Source organism: Klebsiella sp. 54 (assembly GCF_018223875.1).
GTDB lineage: Bacteria > Pseudomonadota > Gammaproteobacteria > Enterobacterales > Enterobacteriaceae > Klebsiella > Klebsiella quasipneumoniae.
Map to the genome: position 1 here is coordinate 1,373,032 of NZ_JAGRRA010000002.1, position 16,431 is coordinate 1,389,462.

Annotated in this window: 15 protein-coding genes; 6 read left to right on the forward strand and 9 right to left on the reverse strand. The window is 59.1% G+C overall.

Translation table 11 applies throughout. The features are described 5' to 3' along the window. Window positions 1-13: 13 nt before the first annotated feature. The gene (locus tag KHQ24_RS08270) at window positions 14-1,396 is read right to left on the reverse strand and encodes an amino acid permease (protein WP_023318146.1); all 1,383 of its coding nucleotides are present in this window, start codon (window positions 1,394-1,396) and stop codon (window positions 14-16) included. 177 nt (window positions 1,397-1,573) lie between these two features. Next, entirely contained in the window at window positions 1,574-2,524 is a 951-nt protein-coding gene (gene ydgH / locus KHQ24_RS08275; RefSeq protein ID WP_004887044.1) for a DUF1471 family protein YdgH, read from the reverse strand. Window positions 2,525-3,045: 521 nt separating this feature from the next. Here ydgH and pntA point away from each other — a divergent pair. The 3 genes from pntA (at window position 3,046) to KHQ24_RS08295 (ending at window position 6,311) form a co-directional block, all read left to right on the forward strand. Then, a complete protein-coding gene (pntA, locus tag KHQ24_RS08285) occupies window positions 3,046-4,575 on the forward strand; it encodes a Re/Si-specific NAD(P)(+) transhydrogenase subunit alpha (protein ID WP_017898698.1) in 1,530 nt (509 codons plus the stop codon). Window positions 4,576-4,585: 10 nt separating this feature from the next. After that, complete coding sequence (gene pntB, locus KHQ24_RS08290; protein ID WP_109938446.1) at window positions 4,586-5,974, forward strand: Re/Si-specific NAD(P)(+) transhydrogenase subunit beta; 1,389 nt, start codon at window positions 4,586-4,588, stop codon at window positions 5,972-5,974. A 148-nt stretch (window positions 5,975-6,122) separates the two neighbouring features. Further along, the gene (locus tag KHQ24_RS08295; RefSeq protein ID WP_004887037.1) at window positions 6,123-6,311 is read left to right on the forward strand and encodes a YdiH family protein; all 189 of its coding nucleotides are present in this window, start codon (window positions 6,123-6,125) and stop codon (window positions 6,309-6,311) included. Window positions 6,312-6,430: 119 nt separating this feature from the next. On the opposite strand, the gene uspE is transcribed toward KHQ24_RS08295, so the two are convergent. From uspE to ogt, 3 genes are all read right to left on the reverse strand, one after another. Then, complete coding sequence (gene uspE, locus KHQ24_RS08300; RefSeq protein ID WP_004887033.1) at window positions 6,431-7,381, reverse strand: universal stress protein UspE; 951 nt, start codon at window positions 7,379-7,381, stop codon at window positions 6,431-6,433. Window positions 7,382-7,519: 138 nt separating this feature from the next. Further along, the gene (fnr, locus tag KHQ24_RS08305) at window positions 7,520-8,272 is read right to left on the reverse strand and encodes a fumarate/nitrate reduction transcriptional regulator Fnr (RefSeq protein WP_004887031.1); all 753 of its coding nucleotides are present in this window, start codon (window positions 8,270-8,272) and stop codon (window positions 7,520-7,522) included. Between the two features lie 194 nt (window positions 8,273-8,466). After that, on the reverse strand, window positions 8,467-8,982 hold the full coding sequence (gene ogt, locus KHQ24_RS08310) for a methylated-DNA--[protein]-cysteine S-methyltransferase (protein WP_004887029.1): 516 nt from the start codon (window positions 8,980-8,982) through the stop codon (window positions 8,467-8,469). Between the two features lie 267 nt (window positions 8,983-9,249). On the opposite strand from ogt, the gene KHQ24_RS08315 reads away from it, so the two are divergent. Continuing rightward, window positions 9,250-9,408, forward strand: coding sequence for a hypothetical protein (locus KHQ24_RS08315; protein ID WP_004887027.1), 159 nt, complete (start codon window positions 9,250-9,252; stop codon window positions 9,406-9,408). A 32-nt stretch (window positions 9,409-9,440) separates the two neighbouring features. Here the strand turns inward: KHQ24_RS08315 and abgT are convergent, their stop codons facing one another. The 3 genes from abgT to KHQ24_RS08330 all read right to left on the reverse strand — a co-directional run bounded on the left by abgT (window position 9,441) and on the right by KHQ24_RS08330 (window position 13,845). After that, the gene (gene abgT / locus KHQ24_RS08320; RefSeq protein ID WP_023318148.1) at window positions 9,441-10,967 is read right to left on the reverse strand and encodes a p-aminobenzoyl-glutamate transporter; all 1,527 of its coding nucleotides are present in this window, start codon (window positions 10,965-10,967) and stop codon (window positions 9,441-9,443) included. A 122-nt stretch (window positions 10,968-11,089) separates the two neighbouring features. Then, entirely contained in the window at window positions 11,090-12,535 is a 1,446-nt protein-coding gene (locus KHQ24_RS08325; protein WP_048294800.1) for a M20 family metallopeptidase, read from the reverse strand. Next, the gene (locus tag KHQ24_RS08330) at window positions 12,535-13,845 is read right to left on the reverse strand and encodes a M20 family metallo-hydrolase (protein ID WP_117130065.1); all 1,311 of its coding nucleotides are present in this window, start codon (window positions 13,843-13,845) and stop codon (window positions 12,535-12,537) included. The genes KHQ24_RS08325 and KHQ24_RS08330 overlap by 1 nt, the downstream gene beginning before the upstream one ends. Window positions 13,846-14,011: 166 nt before the next feature. Between KHQ24_RS08330 and KHQ24_RS08335 the strand changes: the two genes are divergently transcribed. Further along, entirely contained in the window at window positions 14,012-14,920 is a 909-nt protein-coding gene (locus KHQ24_RS08335; protein ID WP_004887019.1) for a LysR family transcriptional regulator, read from the forward strand. A 101-nt stretch (window positions 14,921-15,021) separates the two neighbouring features. Continuing rightward, window positions 15,022-15,585, forward strand: coding sequence for a DNA endonuclease SmrA (smrA, locus tag KHQ24_RS08340; RefSeq protein ID WP_004887017.1), 564 nt, complete (start codon window positions 15,022-15,024; stop codon window positions 15,583-15,585). On the opposite strand, the gene KHQ24_RS08345 is transcribed toward smrA, so the two are convergent. Next, entirely contained in the window at window positions 15,582-16,388 is an 807-nt protein-coding gene (locus tag KHQ24_RS08345) for an IclR family transcriptional regulator domain-containing protein (protein ID WP_004887014.1), read from the reverse strand. The genes smrA and KHQ24_RS08345 overlap by 4 nt on opposite strands. Window positions 16,389-16,431: the final 43 nt, after the last annotated feature.

Here is a 16,431-nt window from a genome sequence, read left to right on the forward strand (position 1 = left end):
GCAGGGCGACCGCTTACCCCACCAGCATCCACGTTGCCGGCACAGCGGCAACCAGCAATAAACCAATTAGCGCCAATTCGCGGCGTTTGAGCGAACGATCGTGCTGGTGCGTACGCCGCGCGTACAAAAAGACCAGAAGACCCGGAGCGTAAAGTACCACTGACAACAGCAAATGCACAGGTCCCGACGCGTATAATAACCATAAGCCATAAATGCAGGCGCCGATACCCACCGCTTGATGCAGCGGACGGGTGGCGATTTTCAGCAAAAAGGCGCCGACCAGCAGATAGGGCACGAGGATCATCTCTGACGCAATAGTCAGCAGGGTGCCGTAGTCCGAACCGGTCAGCCAGATCAAAACCAGCGACGCCTGAACGCTGATATTGGTCAGCCACAGCGAGGCGGAGGGGGCGTTGTTGCGGTTCTGACGGGCGAACAGGCGCGGGAAGGCTTTGTGGGTGGCCGCGAGGTAAGGCACTTCGGCGGCCATGATGGTCCAGCTGAGATAGGCGCCGCACACCGACACGATAAGCCCGGCGGCAATCACAATTTCACCCCACGAGCCCATCAGTCTGACCATCAGTCCCGCCATCGACGGGTTGCGCATTTCGGCCAGTTCGCTACGCGGCACCACACCCAGCGACAGCAGGGTGACCAGCAGATACACCGCGAGGGCCGAAAGCACCGCGAGCAGCGTCGCGCGCCCAACGTCGCGCTTGTGACGCGCGCGGGCGGAGACCACCACCGCGCCTTCGACGCCGATGAACACCCACAGAGTGATCAGCATCGTGTTTTTAACCTGCTCCCACACCGGTACGCCCAGCGCCACGCCGCTGAAATCGAGGCGGAACGTATCCAGCTGAAAGGCCAGGGCGGCGAGGGCGACAAACGCCCCCAGCGGCAACAGCTTGGCGAGGGTCGCGACCAGGTTAATCCCCGCCGCCGTCTGCACCCCACGCAGGACCAGAAAGTGGACTACCCACAGCAGAACTGAAGCGCCGACGATCGACTGCCAGGTGTTGCCATCGCCAAACAGGCGCAGCTCAGGGGTATCGGTGAAGAAACTGAGCGCCGAAAAGACGATCACCAGATAGGAGACATTAGCGATCACCGCGCACAGCCAGTAGCCCCACGCGGAACAGAAGCCGATCAGCTCGCCGAACCCTTCACGGGCGTAGGTGAAGATCCCGCCGTCGAGGTCGGGGCGAATACGGGTCAACAGCAGCATCGCGAAGGCGAGGAACAGGATCCCGACGCCGGTGATCGCCCAGCCGATGAGCAGAGCGGAAGGGCTGGCCACGGCCGCCATATTTTGCGGCAAACTGAATACGCCAGCGCCGAGCATTGAGCTAAGGACCAGGGCGGTCAGGGCGCTCAGGCCCAGTTTCTTTTCCATTGCATTCCCGAGGTGAAAATGGCTGTTCCAGAATATTTATTTTGCGAAATCGCATAAAAATGGAAGATTGCGCTAAGGCGCGGGATTTTACGGAGTGTCCGGGGGCCATGCAATGGCGGGGGATGAAAAAAAATGAAAAGGCGGCGATGCGCCGCCTTTTTAGCCAGTCAGCAGCGATTATTTGTACAAATCGGCGCTGATGGTGATGTTGCCGCCGCGTTCCTGCCACTGGCGGGTAATGTGGTAGTACTTCGCCCCTTTCTTCGCCGCGCGTTTCGCCGTCTGATAAGAGATTTCCGTCATGTTGCCATAGTTGCCGGTGAACTTGATGTTATCGAACGGCACCATTTGCGCCGCGGTCACTTTGTTCACTTCTTCAACTTTGGTGCCGTCCGGCAGCGTGACAGTGTAACGTCCGCCTTTCGACGACTGGGTCTCGAAGAAACGACCTACGCCGGTGCCGGAGCCAACCGCCGCGGTGGTGGCGACGCCCGGGATTTCGACGTTTTTCGCCGCTTCGCCGCCTTTGGCCAACGCCGCGCGGCCGGCTTCAGAATCAGCCGGGATAGCGTCCGGGCTCTGCAGAACGCGTTTCTCCGCATCTTTTTTATAGATATACGCGGTAATGCGCTGGTTGCCGCCCTGGTTGGCGTCCACCTGGCGGACGATGAAGAACGCATAGGCGCCTTTCGCTTTCGCCGCTTTGGTGATGGCGTCGTTCACTTCCGGCTGACTGCGATAGAAGCCCTGGACGGTGACGGTGTCGTAAGGCATCAGCTCAACGGCCTGATCTTTCGGCAGCTCCATCACGCCATTGATGATGCGATTTTTCGGCGCATCCGCTTTCGGCGCGTCGTCTTTATAGAGGTCAGCCGTGACGCGCCAGTTGCCGCCATTGCCGTAATCCGACGTGTCGACAACATAGAATGAGGCCGCGCCGTCTTTGTCAGCTTTGCGCGATACCGCTTGCACCGCGTCGCCAATGGCATTAAACCGGCCGGTGACGACAACGCGATCGTAGGGCTTCAGCGCAGCCGCCTGCTCCGGGGTCAACTCGGTCGCTGCGTGGGCAGACAACGTGGCGGTTGTCAGGAGAGCAGACGCCAGGAGGGTGTTTTTAAGCTTCATAAAAATAATCCTTTGCCTTGCGCAAACCATATACTGGTGTTGTTGTTGACTGAAAACGTTTGATTATTGCATTTAATCGCTGTGACTGTCTGCGTCATTTTTTGCTTGCCGCCCGAATCGTATACCACGGAAAGATAACATTTTTCGATATGTTGAAAAAACAGCCGCTTGACCAGCAAAAACGATAATCGATACCACTTTTATTAGTTAATGTAATGTTAATACAATGATCTCAATGGCGATAAATGGCGTTTTATACCACTGGATAAGCGGATTATCAGGCCTGAAAGGCAAATTCAGGTAAATATTGCTGCCCGGAACCATCTGTGCTGACAATAAGCAATAAAATCAAAATTTCTGTTTTATCGCTGTAGATCACAATCGCTATTTTCAGTAGGTTATAAAAAGTTTGTTACTGTTTCATTTTGCAGACAGCGAAAGACGGCGAGGACGATTTTGCCGTCCTGTCGTTGTTGGTCAGAAAAGTAAACCATCATCAAAAACCGATGGAAGGGAAAACTATGCGTATTGGTGTACCACAAGAAAGGCTAGCCCAGGAGACCCGGGTCGCCGCCACGCCGAAGACCGTTGAGCAGTTGCTCAAACTCGGCTTTAGCGTCGCGGTAGAAAGCGGCGCCGGGAAGCTGGCCAGCTTTGACGATGAGGCCTTCGCCCAGGCGGGGGCTGAGATCGTGACCGGCGATGAGGTGTGGCAGTCTGATGTCATCCTCAAGGTCAATGCTCCGAATGACGATGAAATTGCCCTGTTGAATCCAGGAACCACGCTGATTAGTTTTATCTGGCCGGCGCAAAACCCGCAGCTGATGGAAAAACTGGCGGCCCGCAATATCAACGTGATGGCGATGGATTCGGTGCCGCGTATCTCCCGCGCCCAGTCGCTGGATGCGCTCAGCTCAATGGCCAATATCGCCGGGTACCGCGCTATCGTTGAAGCGGCCCATGAATTCGGCCGTTTCTTTACCGGGCAGATTACCGCGGCAGGCAAAGTTCCGCCCGCCAAGGTGATGGTTATCGGCGCCGGGGTGGCCGGTCTGGCGGCGATTGGCGCCGCCAACAGCCTGGGGGCGATTGTTCGCGCCTTCGATACCCGTCCGGAAGTGAAGGAGCAGGTGCAGAGTATGGGCGCCGAATTCCTCGAACTGGATTTTAAAGAGGAAGCGGGCAGCGGCGACGGCTATGCCAAGGTGATGTCCGAGGCCTTTATTCAGGCCGAAATGGCGCTGTTCGCCGCCCAGGCGAAAGAGGTCGATATTATCGTCACCACGGCGTTAATTCCGGGCAAGCCGGCGCCGAAGCTGATCACCCGGGAAATGGTTGACGCCATGAAGTCGGGCAGCGTGGTGGTCGATCTCGCCTCGCAAAACGGCGGCAACTGCGAGTACACCGTGCCGGGCGAAGTGGTGACCACCGCCAACGGCGTGAAAATTATCGGTTATACCGACCTGCCAGGCCGTCTGCCGACCCAGTCCTCCCAGCTCTACGGCACCAACCTGGTGAACCTGCTGAAGCTGCTGTGCAAAGAGAAAGACGGCAATATCGTCATCGATTTCGATGACGTGGTGGTGCGCGGTGTGACCGTGGTGCGTGAAGGCGAAATCACCTGGCCGGCGCCGCCGATTCAGGTCTCCGCTCAGCCGCAGGCCGCGGCGAAAAAAGTGGAAGCGCCGAAAGAAGAGGTGAAACCGGCGTCGCCGTGGCGCAAATATGCGCTGATAGCGCTGGCGATTATTCTCTTCGGCTGGCTGGCCAACGTGGCGCCTAAAGAGTTCCTCGGCCATTTCACCGTCTTCGCGCTGGCCTGCGTGGTGGGTTACTACGTGGTATGGAATGTCTCCCATGCGCTGCATACGCCGCTGATGTCGGTGACGAACGCCATTTCGGGCATTATCGTGGTTGGCGCGTTGCTGCAGATAGGCCATGGCGGCTGGGTCAGCTTCCTGAGCTTTATCGCGGTACTGATCGCCAGCATTAATATTTTCGGTGGTTTTACCGTGACTCAGCGCATGCTGAAAATGTTTCGCAAAGGATAAGGGGTAGCACATGTCTGGTGGATTAGTTACAGCTGCATACATTGTTGCTGCAATCCTGTTTATTTTCAGCCTGGCGGGTCTGTCGAAACACGAAACCTCGCAGCAGGGCAACTATTTCGGCATCGCCGGGATGGCCATCGCCCTGATCGCCACTATTCTGGGTCCGGACGCCGGCAACGTCGGCTGGATTATCCTCGCGATGGTGATCGGTGGGGCAATCGGTATTCGTCTGGCGAAGAAGGTCGAAATGACCGAGATGCCGGAGCTGGTGGCCATCCTGCACAGCTTCGTTGGCCTGGCGGCGGTGCTGGTAGGGTTTAACAGCTACCTGCAGCATGAAACCGGCATGGAGCAGATTCTGGTCAATATCCATTTGACCGAAGTGTTCCTCGGCATCTTCATCGGCGCGGTGACCTTCACCGGTTCGGTAGTGGCGTTTGGTAAACTGCGCGGCAAGATCTCCTCCAAACCGCTGATGCTGCCTAATCGCCATAAGCTTAACCTGGCGGCGCTGGTGGTTTCCTTCATCCTGATGGTGATTTTTGTGCGCTCCGACAGCACCGGCACCCAGGTCCTGTGCCTGCTGGCGATGACCGCGATCGCGCTGGCCTTCGGCTGGCACCTGGTGGCCTCCATCGGCGGCGCGGACATGCCGGTGGTGGTCTCGATGCTCAACTCCTACTCGGGCTGGGCGGCGGCGGCGGCGGGCTTTATGCTGAGCAATGACCTGCTGATCGTCACCGGCGCGCTGGTGGGCTCTTCCGGCGCCATCCTCTCTTACATTATGTGTAAGGCGATGAACCGCTCCTTTATCAGCGTGATCGCCGGCGGCTTCGGCACCGATGGCTCCTCCAGCGGCGGCGATGAAGAAGTGGGCGAGCACCGCGAAATTAGCGCCGAAGAGACGGCGGAGATGCTGAAAAATTCGCACTCGGTCATCATCACCCCGGGCTATGGTATGGCGGTGGCCCAAGCGCAGTATCCGGTGGCAGAAATTACCGAGAAGCTGCGGGCGCGCGGCATTAAGGTGCGCTTTGGCATTCACCCGGTCGCCGGCCGTCTACCGGGACATATGAACGTCCTGCTGGCGGAGGCTAAAGTGCCTTACGACATCGTGCTGGAGATGGATGAGATCAACGATGATTTCAGCGATACCGACACCGTGCTGGTCATCGGCGCTAACGATACCGTCAACCCGGCGGCGCAGGACGATCCGAAGAGCCCGATCGCCGGCATGCCGGTGCTTGAGGTGTGGAAAGCGCAGAACGTGGTGGTCTTTAAGCGTTCGATGAACACCGGTTACGCCGGCGTACAGAACCCGCTGTTCTTTAAAGAGAACACCCATATGCTGTTCGGTGATGCCAAAGCCAGCGTCGATGCGATCCTGAAAGCGCTGTAATGTAACATTATTGTTTTACAACGTTTGTTTATAAGCCGTCTCCTGTGAGACGGCTTTTTTATATGCACAAGGATGCCAGGGATTGTTCATAAAATAAGCGGTAAAAGGTGATATAATGTTCCGGTTCTTACATCAGACAGAGGATATTATGGATACCGAGTTAACCCCAACGCAGATGGCCATCGAATTCTTACGCCGCGACACCACCGTCATGACTCCAGCGCAGTATCTGAAAAAACTTAAACTGCTGGAACTGGAGTTTGCTGACCTGATGGCGCTCTCCTCGCTGGAGCTGAAAGAAGAGATCGATCTGGCCTGGCGTCTGGGTATCCACTGAATCGTTCAGGGTCGCCATGCCATGACGGGGCCGCAAGCGGCCCTTTTTTGTGCCTGAGGGAAAGCGGGCAAAAAAATCCCCCGCGAGGCGGGGGATGATGAACGTTCCGGAAGGGAAGATTAATCGTCGTCGTCGTCGTCCAGTTCCACCGGCGTCTGATAGGCCTCTGGTTTAAGCACCAGCAGATCGCAGCGCAGGTGGTCGACAACCTGCTCCGCGGTATTGCCAAGGAACGCCGCGGAGAGGCCGGTTCGTCCGACCGTACCCAGCACCACGATCCCCGCCTGCAGATGCTCGGCGAGATCCGGGATCACCTCCTCAGGCAACCCTTTTTCCACGTGGGTGAATTTCTCGTCAATGCCAAACTTCTGCCGCAGGGCTTTCATCGCCAGCAGATGCTGGCCGCGGATGGCGTCGTTGTAGACGCTGGGATCGAAATCCGGCAGCTCAATCGCGATATTGATCGGGGTGACCGGATAGGCGCCGATAAGGTGCACTTCAGTGTGGTTGACTTCTTCCGCCAGCGACAGGGTCTCGCGCACCAGCTTCTCGTTGAGGGTGTTGTGATAATTTTCTTCACTGGCCAGATTGACGGCGACCAGCGCTTTACCGCCTTCTGGCCATGGCTGGTCTTTCACCATCCAGACCGGGCAAGGGCACTTACGCAGCAGATGCCAGTCGGTCGGGGTGAAGATCACCGCTTCCAGCTTGTCGTGTTGGTGGGCCATCTTCAGCAGCAGGTCGTGTTTCTCACTGATCACTTCCTGAATAATGGCTTCGAAGGGGCGGTTGTGCCACACCACCTTCACGTCAATCGGCACACCGGATTCAAGATAGAATTTCGCCTGCTCGCGGATCCAGGCCGTTCGTTGGGCAATGACGCCCTGACGCATCGCCGTCCGTTCATCCGGCGACAACAGGGTGGTCATTTCATAAGAAAAATCATAGATCGGCAAAAAGGCTTTGATGCGTCCACCAATCCGTTGGTGCAGGTACACCGCTCGCCTTAGTGCCGGCTGGTCGTCCTGGTTAGGATCGATTACTACCAGCATGCTCTGATACTTCGCCATACAGGGTCTCCTTACAACTGCAGCTACCGTCAGTTATTAAAAAGATAACCTATATGGATGAATTGAAACAGGGGAGGAGCCTGGTCAGATCAACAAATCTGAAAAAATTGCCGATCCTGACCAGGTGTTGCGCGGAGATTAAGCGACGTTACGCGCCTGACCGGCCAGCTGGGCCAGCAGGTCGCCGTTTTCAATGGTGATGTATTTGCCTTTCACCGCCAGCATGCCGCTCTTCTGGAAACGCCCCAGCAGACGGCTGATGGTTTCGACGGTGAGGCCGAGATAGTTGCCAATGTCGCCGCGGGTCATGGTCAGACGGAACTCACGGGGAGAGAAACCGCGCTGCGCGAAACGGCGGGACAGGTTATAGATAAACGCGGCCAGGCGCTCTTCGGCGTTCTTTTTGGAAAGCAGCAGGATCATATCCTGGTCGCCTTTGATCTCACCGCTCATCAGGCGCATCATCTGCTGACGCAGATTCGGCATTTTTCCGGAAAGATCGTCGAGGGTTTCAAAGGGGATCTCGCATACCATCGACGTTTCCAGCGCCTGGGCGAAGCTCGGGTGCAGGCCGGTGCCGATGGCGTCAAAGCCCACCAGATCGCCCGCCAGGTGGAAGCCGGTAATCTGCTCATCGCCTTGCTCGGTGATGGTGTAGCTTTTGATGGTCCCGGAGCGAATGGCATACAACGATTTCAGCTCATCACCGGCTTTGAACAAGGTTTGACCTTTCTGGATGGGCTTTTTCCGCTCGATAATATTATCCAGCTGATCAAGCTCGTGCTCGTTCAGAGTAAAGGGGATGCAGAGCTGGCTGATACTGCAATCCTGACAATGGATAGCACAACCGCCAGACTGAATGCGTCGAATAATTCGCTTCTCAGGGATCATATGTCTGCTCAGGCCTTAATTGATATTGGTCAATTTTAACATCTTTTTGATGAGCAGGTAAGTCTTCAGGCTCTGAAACACGTAATATCAGCAGGGGAAATCAAAACAAGCTGATATCTGCTTGATTAAAAATAGATTATTCAGCCACATTTGATTGTAAAATTACCTGAAAATTCCAGAAAAGGCATTTTCAGTCAAAGCAACAGATAGCCCTCGTGGCGCAGAAGCCACTCTTTACGCTGCACGCCGCCGGCATAGCCGGTCATCGTACCGTTACGCCCGATGACCCGATGGCAAGGCACCACAATACTCACCGGGTTGGCGCCATTGGCGGCCCCCACCGCGCGTGCCGCGCCGGGACGACCGAGCGCTTCGGCCAGCTGACCGTAGTGCATCACCTGGCCGCAGGGGATATCGCGCAACGCCTGCCAGACCTGGCGCTGGAAAGGGGTGCCGGCGGTAGCGGTAGGCAGGGTCTCGATAACGGCCAGGTCGCCGGCAAAATAGTCGTTCAGCTTACTGCTGAGACCGCCCGGATTGCGGCAGTCAACGCGCTGATAGCCTTCCCGGCGATAGTGTACGTCGAGCAGGGTTTCCATCCGATCGCGGTGCTCGTCCCACTCGACGGCGCGTAAATTAAACTGTTCGTCGCAGAGTACCCACAGCGCCCCCAGCGGGGTATCCATTTTATCCTGCAGCAAGGTCAACATCGTTTCAGTCATCCACCATCGTACACGAGGGCCACACGATACCACGCGCCGGCGGCGGTCAACTATACTCCCAAAAGATAAACCCGTATCCCCGGCCGGCTTCCTGCGGCCTGTACGTTGATTTATTTTTGGATCGATCCTCGCGGGTTATCGGGCATGGTTTTTGCTACTTTTAAGCTGACGACGCCGGTCCTCCGCGCCGCTTTGCGCGCCCGGGAAGGTGCCACCGCGTCGTCGCGGCGCGGTTAATAACTCAGAGGTGGGGCTATGCAATATATACTGACTGGTGTAATCGTATTGATCTTCAGCGGCCTCGTTATCCACGGCCTCACGCTGTTGCTCGAACGCGGGTATCGCGCGCTTTTCGGCTTCTTCGCCGGAGCCGCAGATGTCCCCCGTAAGGTCAAAATGAAGGTGCCGCGTTAAGAGTAAGCAGCCGTCCCTGGCGCTTCAACGGCTTAAGGGAGCCGCGGATAAATGCCAGGGCCGATGGGCAGTCCTGCCAAATACCAGCCCACCAGCAACAGCAGCCAGACGGCGAGAAAAATCAGCGGGTAAGGGAGCACCAGCGAGTAGTAAGTCCCGAGGCGGGCGTCGGGTCGGTAGCGCTGTAAAAAACCGAGAAACAGCGGTACAAACGGTGAAACCGGCGCCAGCGGCAGCACCGATGAATCGGCGATGCGAAACAGGATCTGCGCAAACGCCGGGTGGAAGCCCAGCAGCATGAACATCGGCACGAAGATCGGCGCCAGAATCGACCAGATGGCCGAGCCGCTGGCGATAAACATGCACAGAAAAGCCGACAGCAGCGCCAGACCGACAAACGCCGGGACGCCGTTCATGCCGGCGCTCTCCAGCAGGTCCGTCAGGCCAACGGCCATAAACTTGCCCATATTGCTCCAGTTGAACATCGCCACGAACTGCGCCAGCGGGAAGACCATCACGATAAATCCGGCCATCTCTTTCATCGGCTCAATCATCAACTGCGGCAGATCGGCCTGACGGCGAATTTTGCCAGTGGCGATGCCGTAAGCCAGCGACACGACAAAGAAGAAAAAGATGATCAGCGGCACGATGCCTTTGATAAACGGCGAGGGCATCACCGTGTGCTGAACCGGATCGCGAAGAATGCCGTTTTCAGGAACCACCATCAGGGCGATGACCGCCACGAACGCCAGCGTTGCTACCCCGGCGATGCGCAGGCCGAAACGCTCCTCAGTGGTCAGGGTTTGCAGCTTTTCGTCGCGGCTGCCTTGCCACTGTCCCAGCCTCGGCTCCACCAGCTTGTCAGTGATTAAACCGCCGACGAGGGTCAGGAGGATCACCGAGGTCGCCATAAAGTACCAGTTGTCGATCACGCTGACGTGCAGAGAGGCATCGATGGATTTGGCCGCCTCGGTGCTGATCCCGGAGAGCAGCACGTCGGTGGTGACGATCAGTAAATTGGCGGTAAAGCCGCAGCCCACGCCGGCTATCGCCGCCAGCAGGCCGGCGACCGGATGCCGACCGACTGCGAGAAACATCAGCGCCCCCAGCGGCGGCATGATCACCAGCGCGGCGTCGGAAGAGATATGGCTGAAAAAGGCGATGAATAGCACCATATAGCTGGCATAACGGGCGCTAACGTGGGAGGCCATCTTGACCATCAGCGCGGGCAACAGGCCCACCCGCTCGGCAAAGCCGGCGCCCAACACCAGGGCGAGTATCGCCCCCAGCGGCGCGAAACCGCTGAAGTTTTTAATCACGTTCGGTAAAAACCAGTGCAGCCCTTCCACGCTGAGCAGGTTTTTGACCACCACCCGCGACCCGTCTGCAGGGTTTTGCACCCCGACGTTGAAGGCGGAGAGTATCGCCGTGGCGGCGATCAGCGCCACGATAAGATAGATAAACAGCAAAAACGGGTGCGGGACCTTATTACCGATCTTCTCTACCCAGCCATAGCGCTTTCCGGCGGGGGAAGGCGACGGTATGGATGACATACTCATGGGCGTTCCTCTGTTGTCGTTGTTGTGTTGGGCAGGCCTGCTCCCGTACTGCCGGCGGTTATTATGGTCGGTGCGTGCCGCTATGCCGGTCAGCGTCTGTCAGGAGCGGTCTGGTCTTATGGTTATCGTAAAACCGACGGTCTCACCTCCGCCGGAATCGGGCAGCGGTAAGGATGTTCGGCCAGCGCCTGCCTGAGCTCTCGCTGGCTGGCCTCCAGCAGCGCGCGGTCGCTGAATAAACGGATCGCCGTCGCCGCGAGGACTTTCCCCGCCAGCAGCATCCCTTTATGGGCGATGGCGGTGCGTCCCTGGCTCACCAGCTGCCAGCTGTGCAGCGGGGTACCCACCGCGAAGCAGGGGCTGAAGCATTGGGCCACCGGCGCTTTCCAGCTGACGTCGCCGACGTCGGTGGAGCCGGCGAGAATCGTATCCGTGGCCGCCCACGGCGCCACCTCATCAATCAGCAGCGTATCGCGGTGGCGACGAGCGAAGGTTTTCCCCGCCTCGCCGCCGGTGCCGGCGATATTGTTCAGGCTGTTGTTGATATCGTTGGCGCTGAGAGTGGCGCGGATCGCCGCGGCAAAGGCGCGATCGTCGTCGCTCCATGCCGGCGTGCCGTAATGCGCTACCGCCTGATACATCGCCGCTTCGAGCGTGCGGTTGGGCAGATAGCTGGAACAGGCTTTTTCAAAGCGGCAGCTGACGTGGGTCTCGGTCATTAGCGCGGCCCCCTGGGCAATCTTCTCAATGCGGGCGAAGATCTGTTCTACATCTGCCATCTCCGGGGCGCGGATCAGATACAGCACTTCCGCCTGGGCCTGGACGACGTTGGGCGAGACGCCGCCGGTATCGGTAATGGCGTAATGAACCCGCGCCTTTTCGATAATATGTTCATTCAGGAAGTTACTGCCGGTGGTCATCAGGGTGACCGCGTCCAGGGCGCTTCGCCCCAGGTGCGGCGAATTGGCGGCGTGGGCGGCGGTGCCGGTAAAGCGCCACGCCGCCTGAATGTTGGCGAGAGTGCGGGTGCTGAACATCCCGGCCCAGGCCTCCGGATGCCAGGTGAGGGCCGCATCGACGTCATCAAACAGCCCTTCGCGCACCATGAACGTTTTGCCCGAGCCGCCTTCTTCCCCCGGGCAACCGTAGAAGCGCAGGGTGCCCGCGCCGCCGTGCTGCTGCAGCCATTTTTTGGCGGCAACCGCCGCGGCGAAAGCCGCTGTCCCGAGCAGATTGTGCCCGCAGCCGTGACCGTTGCCCCCCGGCGTTGACGATGTCGGCTCCGCGCAATGGGCCTGTTGGCTGAGACCCGCCAGGGCGTCAAACTCGCCCAGCAGGGCAATAACCGGTTGGCCCTCGCCGACGCTGGCGATAAAAGCATTGGGGATCCCGCCAGCATCACGGGTCAGCTGGAAACCTTCCGCTTCCAGGGCGTCCGCCAGCCGCCGGGCGGACCAGAACTCCTCAAAGCGCGTCTCCGGGTGGTCCCAGATATCATCGGCGATGGCGCAATAGGTCTCGCGGCTTGCCTCAATTACCTCTTCAACAAACTGAAAAATCGGGTCCATCACACCCCCCGCTGCCAGGGAAAGTTAAGCGCGACGCGCGCCAGGGTGTCGACCGCGACCGTCATTACGCTCTCGTCGAAGTCAAACTTCTCGTTGTGATGACCGGCGCTCAGTTCGGTGCCGAATATCATGTATGACGCAAGGCCGCCGCGCGCCTGGACCCGGGCCATCATCAGGGTGGCGTCTTCCGATCCCGCCGGGGCGGCGATGCGATCCACCGCCTGCTGCACGCCGGGCACCCGCGCGGCCTGTTCGCGCAGGTACGCCACCCACGCCGGCGACGGGGCGCTGGCGGTGGCGGCCCCCATCATGCGTAACTCGTACCCGGCTTGATACATCGCCGCGGCCCCGGCGATGACGTGCTGCGCCCGGTCAAAAACATACTGGTTGATGGCTTCGCTTTCGCCGCGGGTTTCCACTTTTAACAGAGCCGAGGAGGGCACCACGTTGCGTCCGGTGCCGGCCTGCATCACCCCGACGTTGACCCGCGAAGCGCCGGCGCTGTGCGGTGGGATGGCGTGCAGGGCAAGGGCGGCCTGGGCGGCGGCGAGCAGCGCGTTGCGCCCATCTTCAGGCTTGCCGCCGGCATGAGCGGCCACGCCGCTGAACTGCACATCGAATTTGGTGGTGGCCATAAAGTTGTCGCCACCGCACACCACGGTGCCGACCGGGACGCCGGTGCCGATATGGATGGCGGTAAAATAGTCCACCTCGTCCACCACGCCGGCGGCCACCATCGCGCGGGCGCCGCGGGTACCCTCTTCAGCAGGCTGGAAAATCAGTTTAATGACGCCATTGAGCTGGGCGACATACTGCTTGAGCACATGCGCCAGCCCCAGCCCGATGGCGGTATGCCCATCGTGGCCGCAGGCGTGCATCATGCCGGCGTTGCAGGAGGCGAAATGGTCGCGATGGGGGCGATGGCTGTCATCGTGCTGCTCATTGAGGTCGAGGGCGTCCATGTCGACGCGAAAGGCCAGGGTTGGGCCGGGACGTCCGGTGTCGAGCGTCGCCACCACGCCGGCGAACCCGCCTTCAAACGCCGGCAACCAGCGTTCCGGCGCCCCTTGCTCGCGGGCGCGCTCGAAAGCCTTGGCCAGGGTCTCCTCATCCGGCAGCCCCATCCGGCTGTCGGCATCGATGACGTCGCGCCCCAGCGCCAGCTGGTAGCCAAGCCCGTCGAGGATCTCCGCCACCTTACTGGCGGTGCGAAACTCCAGCCAGCCGGATTCAGCGTGCAGGTGAAAATCGCGGCGCCATTGGGTCATGGCTGGCGCCAGCTGGCGCAGGTATTCATCAAGTTGCGGCATAGCTTATCCTGTCATAAGTAAAAAATGTGATGGCGTTCACGATGTGATAGCTTTTATTTATCACTGACACGCTACAGGCCTTAACGCTCTTAACCTGCCACAGCCTGATGGATTACAGTAGATGTCATTTTCTTGCGTCTGATAAACAAGGGTTATCACCAAAAGCATGGCCTTTCAGATCAAATTTCATCAAATTCGCGCCTTCGTCGAGGTGGCCCGGGAAGGGAGTATTCGCGGCGCCAGCCGCTCGCTGGCGATCTCGCAGCCGGCCTTGACCAAAGCGATTAAAGAGCTCGAGGAGGGGCTTTCCGCTCAGTTGTTCGTCCGCCGCCGCCAGGGGGTGGCGCTGACTGACAATGGCGAAAGTTTTTATCAACATGCGAGCCTGATCCTTGAGGAGCTGCGGGCGGCGCAGGATGAACTGCTGCAGCGTCAGGGAGAGCAGGCCGGGCAGATCAATATTGGCCTTGGCGCCAGCGTCGCCCGGTCGCTGATGCCGTCGGTGATCTGCCGCTTTCATCAGCAGCATCCTCAGGTGAAGGTGCGGATCATGGAGGGCCAGCTGCTGGCGATGATCAATGAGCTGCGCCAGGGAGAGCTGGATTTCACCATCAATACCTACTATCCCGGGCCGTACGACCATGAGTTCAGCTTTGAAAAACTGTTTGAGAAACCGTTCGCGGTGTTCGCTCGCGCGGGGCATCCGGCGGCGCAGGCCACCTCGCTGGTGGAGCTGATGGATCACCACTGGACCATGCCGACGCCGCGCGGCAGCTACTTTAAACAGCTGCAGGACAGGTTTAATCAGGCCGGGCTGGCGCCAAAGGTGAATATTGTGTGCGAGACCTTCTCGTCGTGCATCAGCCTGGTGGTGAAAAGCGATTTTCTCAGTATCCTGCCGGTGGAGCTCGGCAACGATCCGCTGATGGCGGACAAGCTGATGATGATCCCCGTCCGCGAAGCGTTGCCGACGGCGGCCTATTTTCTGATCCAGCGGCGGGACACCCGACAGACGCCGCTAACGGCGTCATTGATCACCCTGTTTCGCCGCCAGAGTCGACAATGGTTTCCTTAACCGCCCGTCGCGCTCACTTTGCCAGCAGACGGGGATAAACGCATTGAGGGGGGAGCACGAGGCGGCTATAGTAGCTGGCGACAGCCGCTGGAGGAGAGCCCATGAACCTTGATGACAAATCCCTGTTTCTTGACGCCATGGAAGATGTCCAGCCCCTGAAACGTAACAATGACGTGCACTGGCATCCCGGGCGCAACAGTCGCGCCCCGCAGCGCGTCGACACCCTGCAACTGGATAATTTTCTCACTACCGGCTATCTCGATATCGTACCGCTCGCCACGCCGCTGGAGTTTAAGCGCGAAGGGCTGCAGAGCGGCGTGCTGGATAAGCTGCGGCGGGGGAAATACGGCCAGCAGGCGAGCCTCTCCCTGCTGCGCCAGCCGGTGGAGCAGTGCCGGCAGATGCTCTTCGCCTTTATGGTGCAGGCGCAGAAAGAGGGGTTACGCAATGTGCTGATCGTTCACGGCAAAGGCCGCGACGATCAGTCCCACGCCAATATCATCCGCAGCTATCTGGCGCGCTGGCTGGAAGAGTTGCCGGAGGTGCAGGCCTTCTGCGCCGCGCTTCCGCACCACGGCGGCAGCGGCGCCTGCTATGTCGCGCTGCGTAAATCGGCCGAAGCGAAGCAGGAGACCTGGGAGCAGCACGCCAAGCGCAGCCGTTAGCGCATCAGCAGCGTCAGCTCGCGGGCGGCTTTTTGCAGCTCCGGCAGCACGCGGTCGATCATTTCGCGGGCCGACATCTGGCCCGCATGCACCCCGACGTTCAGCGCCGCCTGCACCTGACCCTGGGCGTTAAACAGCGGTACCGCGAGGGAGCGCAGGCCCATCTCCAGCTCCTGATCGTTGAGGGCATACCCCTGTTGATGCACCCGTTTCAGCTCGGCGCGCAGCTTCGCCACCGAGTCCACCGTCTGCGGGGTATAGCGGATCATGGTTACCCTCGCCAGCATATCGTTGAGCTTCTCCTCTGGCTGATGGCTGAGCAGCACCCGGCCCATCGAGGTCGCCCACGCCGGAAGGCGGCTGCCGATATCGAGGTCGATGGTCATGATCCGCGAGCTGGAGGCGCGGGCGATATACAGAATATCGTCGCCGTCGAGGGTGGCGATGGAGCAGGACTCGTTGAGCATTTCGCTCAGATGCCGCAGCACCGGCTGCGCCGAACGCGCCAGCGGCGTCGAGGCCAGCCAGGCGTGACCGAGGGCCAGGATCCGCGGCCGTAGCTGAAAGTTTTTACCGTCTTCGGCATAGACGAACCCCAGCTTGCTCAGGGTATACAGGCAGCGGCGCACCGCGGCGCGCGGAATACCGGTCTTCTGACTGATCTGTGAGATAGACAGCAGGGGCCGCTGCGGCGTGAATGCCTGAATGACCTCCAGGCCGCGCGCCAGCGAGGCCATAAAGTTAGGATCGCCCTTAAACGGATCGCCGTCTCCGGTCAGTAAATCGTCTGGATGCTTATCCATTTCTGTTCCCCATATTTGCCATCGATCACATTCTTTCGCTAAA